8 protein-coding genes are annotated in these 12,826 nt (G+C 63.1%); 5 read left to right on the top strand and 3 right to left on the bottom strand.

The genetic code is table 11. The features are described 5' to 3' along the window. Window positions 1–136 precede the first annotated feature (136 nt). Together ACI2KG_RS17975 and ACI2KG_RS17970 are read right to left on the bottom strand one after the other, a co-directional pair. Window positions 137–2,692, bottom strand: coding sequence for a PepSY domain-containing protein (locus ACI2KG_RS17975; protein ID WP_404662794.1), 2,556 nt, complete (start codon window positions 2,690–2,692; stop codon window positions 137–139). A gap of 253 nt (window positions 2,693–2,945) precedes the next feature. Beyond that, a complete protein-coding gene (locus tag ACI2KG_RS17970; protein ID WP_404662793.1) occupies window positions 2,946–5,249 on the bottom strand; it encodes a TonB-dependent receptor in 2,304 nt (767 codons plus the stop codon). 222 nt (window positions 5,250–5,471) lie between these two features. Here ACI2KG_RS17970 and ACI2KG_RS17965 point away from each other — a divergent pair, with 222 nt between their 5' ends. Further along, window positions 5,472–6,152 carry a Fe2+-dependent dioxygenase gene (locus tag ACI2KG_RS17965; protein ID WP_404662792.1) on the top strand — a complete coding sequence of 227 codons (681 nt, stop codon included), beginning with the start codon at window positions 5,472–5,474 and terminating at the stop codon, window positions 6,150–6,152. Between the two features lie 3 nt (window positions 6,153–6,155). Then, complete coding sequence (locus tag ACI2KG_RS17960) at window positions 6,156–6,905, top strand: tetratricopeptide repeat protein (protein WP_404662791.1); 750 nt, start codon at window positions 6,156–6,158, stop codon at window positions 6,903–6,905. A 156-nt stretch (window positions 6,906–7,061) separates the two neighbouring features. Here the strand turns inward: ACI2KG_RS17960 and ACI2KG_RS17955 are convergent, their stop codons facing one another. Continuing rightward, entirely contained in the window at window positions 7,062–8,225 is a 1,164-nt protein-coding gene (locus tag ACI2KG_RS17955) for a type III PLP-dependent enzyme (RefSeq protein ID WP_012270610.1), read from the bottom strand. 494 nt (window positions 8,226–8,719) lie between these two features. Between ACI2KG_RS17955 and ACI2KG_RS17950 the strand changes: the two genes are divergently transcribed. The 3 genes from ACI2KG_RS17950 to ACI2KG_RS17940 all read left to right on the top strand — a co-directional run bounded on the left by ACI2KG_RS17950 (window position 8,720) and on the right by ACI2KG_RS17940 (window position 12,738). Further along, window positions 8,720–9,217: an RNA polymerase sigma factor gene (locus ACI2KG_RS17950; RefSeq protein ID WP_404662790.1), complete on the top strand. Its 498-nt coding sequence runs from the start codon at window positions 8,720–8,722 to the stop codon at window positions 9,215–9,217. Window positions 9,218–9,237: 20 nt separating this feature from the next. Beyond that, a complete protein-coding gene (locus tag ACI2KG_RS17945; RefSeq protein WP_404662789.1) occupies window positions 9,238–10,200 on the top strand; it encodes a FecR family protein in 963 nt (320 codons plus the stop codon). A 108-nt stretch (window positions 10,201–10,308) separates the two neighbouring features. Continuing rightward, entirely contained in the window at window positions 10,309–12,738 is a 2,430-nt protein-coding gene (locus tag ACI2KG_RS17940) for a TonB-dependent siderophore receptor (RefSeq protein WP_404662788.1), read from the top strand. Window positions 12,739–12,826 lie beyond the last annotated feature (88 nt).

Below are 12,826 nucleotides of genomic sequence, written 5' to 3'. Positions count from 1 at the left end.
CTTTGCTTCGCAAAGCCCGGAAGCTGGGGTATCAAGTGGTGGCTGCCTGAGTGCTTAAAAAACAGTGGGTTGCATTTTGTTTGATGAGAGCTGGCTTGCCGGCGATAGGGCCAGTGCCGGCTACATCAATGAATGATCAATACACATCCCGCCGATACCGCCCATCCTCGATCAACTGCTGCACAGCGGCTTCACCCAGCATGCCATTGAGCGCTGCATCCACCCCCGCAGCCATCCCTTGCAGGCTCCCGCAGACATACACACAGGCGCCGTCCGCCACCCAGCGTTTGAACTCTTCAGCCTGCTGCAGCAACACATCCTGCACATACACCTTCTCGGCCTGATCCCGCGAAAATGCCAGGTCCAGGCGTGCCAGGTCGCCGCTGTCCAGCCAGGCCTGCAGCTCGTCACCACACAGCAGGTCATGCGCCCGGTTACGCTCGCCGAACAGCAGCCAGTTACGCTGCTCACCGCCATTCACCCGCGCCCGGATCAGGCTACGCAGGCCGGCCAGGCCGGTGCCGTTGCCGATCAGAATCATCGGTGCGGCACTTTCCGGCAGGTGGAAGCCGCTGTTGCGGCGCAGGCGCAGGCTCAGCGTGCCGTTCAACGGCAGGTGCTCGGTCAGCCAGCCGGAGCCCAGGCCGAGGTTGCCATCGGTATGGCGTTCCTGGCGCACGATCAACTCCAGCACACCATCACTGGCAATCGAGGCAATGGAGTATTCGCGGCTGCCGATCGGCACCAATGCATCGACCAGCGCTTGCGGCTGCAAGCCGATCAGGTGATCGCGACGGGTCGGCAACTGGCGGCCAGCCAGGGCCTGGGCAAGGGTTTCGCTCAGGCCATTCACCTGTACCTGGGCAGCGGCGTCCAGTGCCATGCCGTTGAGGAACGCGTCGATCCGTGGCTGCCCATTGAGCGGCAGGATCTCCACCAGGTCGCCGGGCTCCCAGCTGGCCGGCGCTTGCGGCTGCAGGCCCAGCAGGTACACCGGCTGGCCCTGGCTGCCGGGGTTGAGCAGCTGGCGGCTTACCAGCGACCAGTTGCCGAAGCTGGGCGGCTGCCAGGCGGCCACGGGCTGGGCACCGGTCAGTTGCGCCAGTTCCTGCTGCCACTGCTGCAAGGCAGCCTGGTCGGCGTTGTCCACTTCCACCGGGCTGAACGCGCTGCTGGCACCGCGCTCGCCCAGCCATGCCTGCAGGCGACGTGCGAAGCCGCAGAAATGCGGGTACTGGCGGTCGCCGAGGGCGAGCAGCGCGTAGTTGAGGTTGTTCAGCGCCCACGGTTGACCGAGCACCTTGCGCTCGAAACCTCGGGCGCTGTCGGGCGCCTCGCCGTCGCCGAAGGTGCTGACCACGAACAGCGCACGGCGGGCCTGGCGCAGGTCGTCTTCACCCAGCTCGGCCAGCGCGCGTACCTGCACCGGCAGGCCGGCGGCCTGCAGTTGGCCGGCGCTCTGCCAGGCCAGTTGCTCGGCAAAGCCGCTCTGGCTGGCAAAGCCGATTAGCCAGCTGTCGCCGCTGCCACCATTGCTGGCAACGTTGCCACGGGCGGCACGCACCTGGCGCTTCTTGCGGCGGCGGTCGAGGTACAGCAGCCAGCCGGTGACAAAGAACAGTGGCATGGTCAGGCTGGCGATGGTGACGATGATACGCCCCGGCAGGCCGAAGTATTCGCCGACGTGCAGGGCGTAGACGCTCTGCAGCAACTGGGCCTTGAAAGACTTGTCGGTGTAGCGGTCGTGGCTTTTCACCTGGCCGGTGGCCGGGTCCAGCACCAGGGTATTGAAGGCGCGTGGGTGGTCGGCGTTATCGAGCAGGTAGAACAGGTTGGCCGGCTGGCCCCCAACCGGTGGCAGGCGCAGGTTATAGGCGGCAAGGCCAGGGCCGGCGGCGTCCTTGAGGTTGGCCCAGATGGCGTCGTAGTCGACCACCAGTGGCGGGGCGTTCTTGTCGACCTTCTGCGGGCCGTGACGGCCACGGCCTTCGCCGCGCTTCTGTTGCTGGCCAGCTGCCGGTGCGTCTGCCAGCAGCTTGTTCAGGCCTTCACGGTACCACTCGTAAGACCAGAACAGCCCGGTCAGAGCAAACAACAGGTAGAACAGCAGGCACCAGGTACCGGCCACGGCGTGCAGGTCCCAGTTGAAGGCGCGGCCTTTCTTGGCCCAGTCGAAGGTCAGCCAGGTGCGCCAGTCCAGCGCCTTGCGCGGCCAGCGCAGGTACAGGCCGGAGAGGCAGAAGAACACCAGCATCAGGGTGCAGGCTCCGGTGATCTGCCGGCCGGTATCACCCATGGCCAGGAAACGGTGCAGGGTGAGCATGAGGTTGAAGAAGCCTTGCCCGGCCGCTTCGCCCTTCAGCTCGCCGGTATACGGGTCGGCATAGCGCAGCTGGCCGCGGCGCTCGCCCGGTGGCGGCGTGAAGAAGATGCGTGCGGCGTTGCCTTCGCGTACGTCCACCCACAGCATCGACACCTTGTCGTGCTGCTGGGCTTCGACCCGCTGGACCAGTTCGGCCGGTGGCAGCACGCCTTCGGCGCGTACTTCGACCTTGAGCACATCGGCATTGAATGCGCGTAGCAGTTCTTCCTGGAACGAGTACAGCGCCCCGGTAATGCCCATCAAGGCCAGCACCAGGCCAGCGGTGATGCCAAAGAACCAGTGCAATTGGAACAGCGTCTTCTTCACCACGTCTCTCACCTTGAATTGCTGCCGCTACCTGCGCGGCGTGCATTATGCCTTGATACGCAAAAGCCCCGCTCAATGAACGGGGCAGGGGTGGGTGTCTTTTAGTGGTTGCCTGCACTGGCCTCTTCGCGGCTAAAGCCGCTCCTACAAAGACCGCGCAGTTCTCGAACCTTGCGCAATCTTTGTAGGAGCGGCTTTAACCGCGAAAGGGCCGGCACAGGCGCAGCCCATTCAACAGATCAACCCCGTCCCGCCATCAGAAGTGCACGCTGGTGGTCAGCAGTGCCGTCCGCCCGGCCGCCTGGTTGGCGAAGTGGGTGGAGAAGGCCTTGTCGTAGTACACCTCATTGGTCAGGTTCTGCACGTTCAGCTGCAGGTCGACGTTCTTGGTCAGCTTGTAGGCGGCCATGGCGTCGTAGCGCACATAGCTGTCGACCACAGTGGTGTTGGCCACGCTGCCGTAAACCTCATCCACATAGAACGCACCGCCACCGATGGTCAACTTCGGCGTAATGGAGTAGGTGGTCCACAGGCTGGCGCTGTTGTTCGGGGTGTTTGGCAGCTGGTTGCCGTCGTTGGCCTTGCCCAGCGGGCCGCCGTCGATCTGGCGCGCTTGCATGTAGGTGTAGCCGGCAAACACTTGCCACTTGTCGGTGATCTTGCCGCTGGCCGACAGTTCGATACCTTGTACGCGGGTTTCGCCGACGTTTTCGTAGCTGGTGGTATCCACCTGGACGCGTGCGTTTTCCTTCTCGGTGCGGAACAGCGCCGCTGTCAGCGACAGGCGCTGGTCAAGCAGGTCCCACTTGGTGCCGATTTCGTAGTTGGTGGTTTCTTCCGGCTCCATGTCGCTGCTCAACAGGTTGCCGGAGCGGTCGGTGGTATTGCCCAGCGGGTTGGCTTCCATACCTTCGCCCAGCATCGCACCTGGCGGGGTGGCGGAGGTGGCGTAGGAGACGTAGATGCTGCCGTTGTCTGCGGGCTTCCATACCAGGCCCAACTGGCCGGTGACGAACTCGCTGGTGTCCTTGCCTTTAGAAGCTACGCCTTTGGCGTTGACCACGGTGGCGCCAGAGGCGTCGTAGGTACGGTATTGGGTGTCGAAGTGGTCGTAGCGCAGGCCCATGTTCAGCAGCCACTCAGGCGACAGTTCGAGGGTGTCGAACACGTAGAGGGCGCGGGTGTTGCTCTTGGTGTCGGTACCGGCGTAGTTGCGGGCAATGCTGCCGTTCCACGGGTCATCCGGGTTCGGGTTGCTCAGCGAGGTGCAGTTGTAGCCGCTGTTGGCGCCGATCAGGCTTGGGTTGCAGCCGGTCGAACCCAGGCCGGTGTTGGTGTCCACGGTGTAGCTGGAACGCTTGCTCTCTTCACGGCTCAGCTCGATACCGGTAGAGAAGCTGTTCTTCAGGCCGCCGACGTAGAACTCGCCAAACAGGTCGGTCTGGTTGGTGGTGGTGGCGGTGTTGCCAACACGGGTGTTGGCACGGCGCCAGACGCTGCCGTTGTTGACGTTGCCCTTGCTGTCGTCAGGCTGGGTCAGGATGTAATCCTGCATGCTGTTGCCGTGACGCAGGGTGTTCTTGATGGTCAGCGCGTCGGTCAGGTCGTGCTCGATGGCAAAAGTGGCGATGTCCACGCGGCTCTTGCGGAAGTCGCGACCGGTCAGGCCGTAGAAGTTGTCGCTGTCGCCACCGTCGTACGGCTTGCTCGGGTGCGCCGAGGTACGGCCGCCGCTGCCATTGGTCGGGAGGGTGTACGGAATGCCCGAGTCCGGCAGGTCGTCGCTTTCCAGGTGGTAGTAGTCGAGGTTGACGCGGGTCGGCGTACCCAGGCCGAAGGCCAGCGACGGGGCGATACCCCAACGGTCGTAGTTGACTTTGTCGCGGCCGGCGACGTTGCTTTCGTGGGTCATCAGGTTCAGGCGGCCTGCAACGGTATCGCTGAACTGGTAGTTGCCGTCGAACGTGTAGCGCTGGGTCTGGTCGCTGCCCCAGGTCCAGGCGCCGTCCAGCGAGTTGCCCAGGTGGGCGCGCTTGCTGACCAGGTTGATGGTACCGCCGGCCGCACCACGGCCGCCGATGGCCGAGTTCGGGCCCTTGGCCACTTCCACCGACTCGATGGCGAAGATTTCGCGGGTTTGCGCGCCAGTGTCACGCACGCCGTCCAGGTAGGTGTCGCCCTGGGCGTCGAAGCCACGGATGAACGGGCGGTCGCCTTGCGGGTTGCCACCTTCACCGGCACCAAAGGTGATGCCGGGCACGGTGCGCAGGGCATCCTGAAGGGTCAGGGCGTTGGTGTCCTTGATCACCTGCTGCGGGATCACGGTGACCGAGCGCGGGGTGTCCACCAGCGGTGCGGTGTACTTCTGCGAGGCGGCCTTCTCGACCTTGTAATCGGTGCTGGCTTGTTCAGCCTTGCCGTTGACGCTGGTAGCGTCGAGGGTGATTGCGCTGTTGGGGGCCGGGTCGGCGGCGTAAACCGACGAGGCACTCAGGGCGACACCGATGGCAGACACGATCAGGCGTGGTGAGCTCACTGCAGATGGTACGTACTGGCGCATTGCTTAGGACCTTCCCCAAGGTATTGAGGCGGCGGATACTAATGTAAGCAATTGTGACTCACAATTGAGAGCCGTTACCATTCGTGAAAAATTTACAATCTTTACAATTTACCTTTACGGTTTCACACAGCTGAAACGTCTTAAGCGGCGAATGGGGCTTGTGCCACGCAAAAAGGAATCAATATCATTGGCGCCTTAACATTTCCTAACGGTGCTGCCGCCATGCTGCTTCACATCCCAGGCCTGTTCGATGCTGATGAACTGGCCCGTATCCGCAAGGCACTGAAGCAGGCCGATTGGGCCGATGGCAAGGTCACGGCCGGCTACCAGTCGGCCAAGGCCAAGCACAACCTGCAGTTGCCGGAGGGCCACGCGCTGGCCAAGGAAATCGGCAGCGCGCTCATCGACCGCCTGTGGAAAACCCCGCGCTTCATGTCGGCAGCGTTACCGCACAAGGTGTTCCCGCCGCTGATCAACTGCTACCGCGAGGGCGGCAACTTCGGCTTCCACATCGACAACGCCCTGCGCCAGCCCAAGGGCAGCCCGGAGCGGGTGCGCACCGACCTGTCTTCCACGCTGTTCCTCAGCGACCCGGACAGCTACGACGGCGGCGAACTGGTGATCCAGGACACTTACGGCGTGCAGCAGGTAAAACTGGCGGCCGGTGACCTGGTGCTGTACCCCGGCACCAGCCTGCACAAGGTCAACCCGGTGACCCGGGGCCAGCGCTATGCCGCGTTCTTCTGGACCCAGAGCCTGGTGCGCGAAGACAGCCAGCGGGCGCTGCTGTTCGAAATGGACAACGCCATCCAGCAACTGACCGCCGATGTGCCGGAGCACCCTTCGTTGCTGCAGCTGACCGGCACTTACCACAACTTGCTGCGCCGCTGGGCTGAGGTCTGAGCCGTGTCCTATCAGTTGCGACGTGAAGAAGTGGTGGATGTGGCCGGTTTGCAGGCGATGCTCGACGAAAGCCCTGGCAAGGCTGCGCAGGCGATCCTGGCTGCGGCGGGGCAGGGCGTGGTCGAGGCCCAGTTGCTGCTGGGGCAGATCCTGCTCGACGGCCGCGGTATCGAAGAGGATGCCAGTGTTGCCCGGCGCTGGTTCGGTATTGCCGCCCAGGGTGGCAGTGCCATGGCGCACAACATGCTCGGGCGCTGCCTGGAGCATGGCTGGGGGGGTGAGGTAAGCCTGTCGCAGGCTGCCGTGCACTATGCCCGTGCGGCCGATGCCGGGCTGGACTGGGGCCTGTACAACCTCGGCAACCTGCTGGCCACCGGGCGTGGGGTGCCGGCCAACCAGGCGCAGGCGCTGATGTGTTACGAGCAGGCGGCGCAGTTAGGCCATGCCAAGTCGATGAACCTGTACGGGCGTTACCTGGAGCAAGGGATCGCCACGGCGCCCAGCCCGGTGCGGGCGGTGCGCTGGTATCGGCGTTCGGCCGAAGCGGGGGATTTTCGCGGTATGTTCAGCCTGGCGCTGGTGCTGGTCGAGCGCGGGCAGCTGGCGGAGGCTGGGCAGTGGCTGGAGCAGGCGCGGGTCGAGGGGAACATGAACTTCCTGCGCGCGGCGCTGGTGACCTTGCAGGGGGCGGGGCCGGTATTGATGGCGTTTGCCGGGCGCTATGCCGAAGAGATCGAACGGCGCGGGGAGTGAGGTTGCCTGTGCAGGCCCTATCGCCGGCAAGCCAGCTCCCACAAGTTCACCACAGGTTTCGAAAACGACGCCGTACCTGTGGGAGCTGGCTTGCCGGCGATAGGGCCGGTGCAGGGAAGCACAAATGAAAACGGGGCCTTGCGGCCCCGTTCTGCATTACAGGTAGTAAGCCTTCAGCGGCGGGAAGCCGTTGAATTCCACCGCGCTGTAGCTGGTGGTGTAGGCGCCGGTCGACAGCCAGTACAGGCGGTCACCGATGGCCAGGTTCAGCGGCAGGCCGTACTTGTAGTTTTCGTACATGATGTCGGCGCTGTCGCAGGTCGGGCCGGCGATGACCACTTCTTCGGCCTCGCCTTTCTTCTCGGTCCAGATCGGGAACTTGATGGCTTCGTCCATGGTTTCGATCAGGCCGGAGAACTTGCCCACATCGGTGTAGATCCAGCGCTCGACGGCGGTGCGCGATTTGCGCGCGACCAGCACCACTTCGCTGACCAGGATACCGGCGTTGGCGATCAGCGAACGGCCTGGCTCGAGGATGATTTCCGGTAGCTCGTCACCGAAATCTTCCTTCAGGAAGCGGATGATCTCTTCGGCGTAGGTTTCCAGGCTGTTGGTACGGGTGATGTAGTTGGCCGGGAAGCCGCCACCCATGTTGATCAGCTTGAGTTCGATGCCGTCTTCTTCCTTCAGGCGCTCGAAGATCACCTTGACCTTGGCGATGGCCGCATCCCACACGCTGATGTCGCGCTGTTGCGAACCAACGTGGAAGGAAATGCCGTAAGGCACCAGGCCCAGGTCGCGGGCGAGGATCAGCAGGTCCATGGCCATGTCGGTCTGGCAGCCGAATTTACGGGACAGTGGCCAGTCGGCAGTGGTCGAACCTTCGGTCAGGATACGCACATAGACTTTCGAGCCCGGGGCGGCCTTGGCGATGTTGCGCAGGTCGGCTTCGGAGTCGGTGGCATACAGGCGCACGCCCTTCTCGTAGAAGTAGCGGATGTCCTTGGATTTCTTGATGGTGTTGCCGTAGCTGATGCGGTCGGCGCTGACGCCACGGTCCATCACCTTGTCCAGCTCGTAGATCGAGGCGATATCGAAGCTCGAACCTTTCTCTTTCAGCAGGTCGATGATCTCGACGGCCGGGTTGGCCTTGACCGCGTAGTACACCTTGGCGAATTCGAAACCGGCGCGCAGGTCGTCATACGCCTGGCTGATCATCTGGGTGTCGATGAGTACGAACGGGGTTTCCTGCTTGTCGGCGAACGCCTTCATTTTCTGGAAGGTGTCACGCGCGAAATAGTCTTCGACCTGGATCGACATGCTCAGGGACTCCATGGGCAAACAAAAAGATTAAGTGGCTGCAAACTGAACGTCCTCCGTATCCCCACTTTGGTTCGCCTACTCAGTACTTGAGCCGGATGGATCGTTTCCAGCATGGACGTTCGGCGCGCACTTTAGGGCGTGAAGAATGCAGAATCAACAGGCAATCCGGGCGCGATCGGCGTGGATCGACGACCCGCCATTTGAATAACCGACTCGTGTGACCGGCTGATGTTCCCCGCAATGTTTCAAGCGTAAAAAATTGTGGAATAGACCCTGTTGGCCTCTTCGCGGGTGAACCCGCTCCCACAGGCTTTTCGCTCTCCCTGTAGGAGCGGGTTCACCCGCGAAGGGGCCAGAGGTGTTCATATTTATGGCCACAATTTTCTAGTACCCCCGTACAGGAAATGACGCATAAATTTTTTGTTACCGACTGGCGGATTTGCCGGTTTTGATGAGAAACATTACTATTCGCACCCTTATCTGCCTCCCTGATGACCCCGACCGTGTCCGGACCCAAAGGCTTCCTCGACCACTACCATGAGCTGATCGGCACCTGGACGCGCAAATTGCGCAGTCGTCAGCAGGCCGAGGACCTCACGCACGATGCTTTTGTCCGGGTACTGGAAAACCCGCGCGAGCAGGTCGAGCAGCCGCGCGCGTACCTGCACCAGACTGCGCGCAACATTGCCGTGGACGGTTTCCGCCGCGAGGACCGGCGCCAGGCGCTAGAACTGGAAGCCTTCGGCGCGGGCGCGGCCGGCAGCGGCGACCCGGAGGCCTACGTACACGCCTTGGAACTGGCCGACAGCGTCGAGCGGGCGCTGGCCGAGCTGCCACTCAATTGCCGGCAGGTGTTCATCTGGCAGAAGCTCGAAGGCCTGACCCAGGCCGAGATCGCCGAGCGCATGGGGTTGAGCAAGAACATGGTCGAAAAGTATATGATCCGCACGCTCCGGCACCTGCGTGAGCAGCTGGATGTGTCGGCATGACGAGTCAGGAGACCCTTTCGATGAAACAGCACGGTACCGAGACCGTCCGCGAGCAGGCGGCCGCATGGTTCGTCCGCGTGCAGGATGCGCCCAAGGATGCCGGGCTGCAGAAACAGTTGCGGGCCTGGTTGGCCAGCGACGAGCGCCACCGCGAGGAATACGCGCATCTTTGCCGCGTGTGGCAGGCCGCCGACTTCATTCCACGCCAGCGCCTGGAGGCCCTGTGCCAGCCAGACCCGGTACAGCAGTTGCCACGCAGGCGTTTGCTGCGTCAGGCGCTGGCCGCCAGTGTGGCGGTGATGGCGCTGGGCCTGGGCTGGGGGGGCTGGCACTACCAGCAACTGAACCACCAGGGCAGCTTGCACACCGCGTTTAACGAGCGCCGCCAGGTCGAACTGCCAGATGGTTCACACCTAGAACTCAATGGCAGTACGCAATTGGAGGTCGATTTCAGTGCCGGGCAACGGCATATCCGCCTGAATGCCGGTGAAGTGATGTTCAGCGTCGCCCATGACAGCAACAGGCCTTTCGTGGTCGATACTGCCCAAGGCAGCGTCACCGTCACCGGCACCCGCTTCGATGTGCGCCTGGGCCCGGCCAGCACCCGGGTGGCGGTGGAGCAGGGCTCTGTGCGCGTACAGGGCCAGGGGGCTTCGCTGGCGCAACTCACGGCCGGGCAGGGTTCGCATATAGATGCGCAAGGCCTGGTCGCCGCACCCTATGCGGTCAACGCCGGTGCAGTCACCGCCTGGCGTCAGGGCAAGCTGGTGTTCGACAACGCGACCCTCGCCGAAGTCGTGGCCGAAGCCTCACGCTACCGCAGCCAGCCGTTGCGGGTTGCCCCAGGCAAGGTTGCCCAACTGCGCCTGTCCAGCACCTTCAACACCGACGACACCGACGCCCTGCTGCGCGCCTTGCCGAGCATCCTGCCGGTGGCCATCAAGGCCCATGAAGACGGCTCTCGCGAAATAATTGCGAAATAGATTCAGGTTTTTTTCCGCTCGTTCGTCTTCCTCGCCAGCTGCAACTGCCAAGCATTTCCATTTGCACGCGGTTGGCGTTTATTCCGCATTCCAGGATGTTTCGACGACGTGAACAACAACAAGTCCCTCCCACGCTTCCGCGCCCTGGCGCTGGCCCTGGCGGTCAGTGCCGCGGCCGTCAACAGCCAGGCCGCGCAGGCCGCCAGCACCCTCCAGATCCAGGCTCAGCCGTTGGCATCGGCGTTGAACCAGCTTGGCCAGCAGACCAACCTGCAGCTGTTCTTCAGCCCCGAGTTGGTGGCTGGCAAGCAGGCCCCGGCGGTATCGGGCCAGATGGCGCCCGAGCAGGCGCTGCAGCACCTACTGCAAGGCAGCGGCCTGACCTACGAGATGTCCCAGGACACCGTGGTGATCAAGCCGGCCCAGGCCGATGGCACGCTCACCACCGGCAGCCTGGAGCTGGCGCCCACCGACATAAAGGTGGTCGGCGACTGGCTGGGTGATGCCCAGCAGAGCGTGGTGCAGAACCACCCCGGCGCGCGTACCGTGGTACGTCGTGAGGCCATGGTGGAGAAGGGCGCAATGAACGTGCGCGATGTGCTGCGCGGCATTCCGGGCGTGCAGGTGCAGGACTCCAATGGCACCGGTGGCAGCGACCTGTCACTGAACGTTGGCGTGCGTGGCCTGACCTCGCGCCTGTCGCCGCGCTCTACGGTGCTGATCGACGGCATCCCCGCCGCCTTCGCGCCGTATGGCCAGCCGCAGCTGTCGATGGCGCCGATTTCCTCGGGCAACCTCGACAGCATCGACGTGGTGCGTGGCGCAGGCTCTGTGCGCTATGGCCCGCAGAACGTCGGTGGGGTGATCAACTTCGTTACCCGGGCAATCCCGGAGAAAGCCTCGGCGGAACTCTCCACCACCCTGGAAACCTCCCAGCGTGGCGGCTGGAAGCACACCGAGTCGGCCTTCGTTGGCGGCACGGCAGACAACGGCATGGGCGTCGCGCTGCTGTACACCGGGGTGAACGGCAACGGCTACCGTGCAAGCAACAACGGTAACGACATCGACGACGTTATCCTCAAGACCCACTGGGCGCCGACCGATGTCGACGAGTTCTGGCTCAACTTCCACTACTACGACGGCCGTGCCGACATGCCGGGTGGTCTGACCCAGGCCCAGTACGACAGCAACCCGTACCAGTCGCTGCGTGACTACGACTATTTCGCTGGTCGGCGCAAGGACGTGTCGTTCAAGTGGCAACGGCAGCTCGACGATGCCACCCAGTTCGAAGTGCTGACCTACTACACCGACAGTTTCCGCGGCAGCGCCATTGCTGCGCGTGACATGAAGACCCTGTCGTCGTACCCGCGCAACTACCACACCTTTGCCATCGAGCCACGCCTGTCGCGAATCTTCTTCGCCGGCCCGACCACCCAGGAAGTCAGCGTCGGTTACCGCTACCTGAAGGAAGCGATGCGCGAACAGTCGACCCGCCTGGCGCTGATTGACAATGTGCCAACGCCCACTCCGACCTCCGATGGCCACGTGTTCCAGGACCGCAGTGGCGGCACCGAGGCCAGCGCTTATTACATCGACGACAAGATCGACGTCGGCAACTGGACCATTACCCCGGGCATTCGCTTCGAGCACATCAACACCGACTGGCGCGACCGCCCGGTGCTGGATGCCAACAACCGCCCGGTGCCGGAGAAAAACCGCAGCATCACCAGCAACGAGCCGCTGCCAGCGCTTAGCGTGATGTATCACATCTCCGACGCCTGGAAGGTGTTCGCCAACTACGAGACCTCGTTCGGCAGCCTGCAGTACTTCCAGCTGGGCCAGGGCGGTACTGGCAACAGTACGGCCAATGGCCTGGAGCCGGAAAAGGCCAAGACCTATGAAATCGGTACGCGTTATGACGATGGCGGTTTTGCTGGCGAGCTGACCGCGTTCTACATCGACTTCGATGACGAACTGCAGTACATCAGCAACGACGTCGGCTGGACCAACCTCGGCGCGACCAAGCACCAGGGTATAGAGGCCTCGGTGCGTTATGACCTGGCTGGGCTGGACCCGCGCCTGGACGGGCTGTCGGTGAGCGGTGGCTACACCTATACCCGCGCAACCTATGAAGGGGACATTCCGGGCTTCAAGGGCCGTGACCTGCCGTTCTACTCACGCCAGGTGGCCACTGCCGGGGTGCGTTACGCGGTCAACCGCTGGACCTGGAACCTGGACGCCTACGCCCAATCCAAGCAGCGTGCGCCGGGGACCGGGATCAATGCCGATGGCAGCTTCAATGGTGACTACATCACCGAGCCGAGTGCGGATGGGCAGTATGGCGATATTCCGGGTTATGTCACCTGGCATGCCCGTGGCGGGTATGAGTTCGGCGCAGACATGTCCAACCTGAAGCTGGCGGCGGGGGTGAAGAACCTGTTCGACAAGCAGTACTTCACCCGCTCCAGCGACAACAATGCCGGGATCTATGTGGGAGAGCCGCGGACCTTTTATGTGCAGGCTAGTGTAGGGTTCTGAGCCGAGATCGCAGGGGCTGCTTTGCGCCCCATCGCCGGCAAGCCAGCTCCCACAAGTATTGCACAGGCCCGGAAGCTGATGCGGTATC

It is taken from the genome of Pseudomonas sp. NPDC089407 (assembly GCF_044900445.1).
GTDB lineage: Bacteria > Pseudomonadota > Gammaproteobacteria > Pseudomonadales > Pseudomonadaceae > Aquipseudomonas.
The sequence above is the reverse complement of the archived record's forward strand: the minus strand, read 5'-3'. Positions and strand labels throughout refer to the sequence as shown.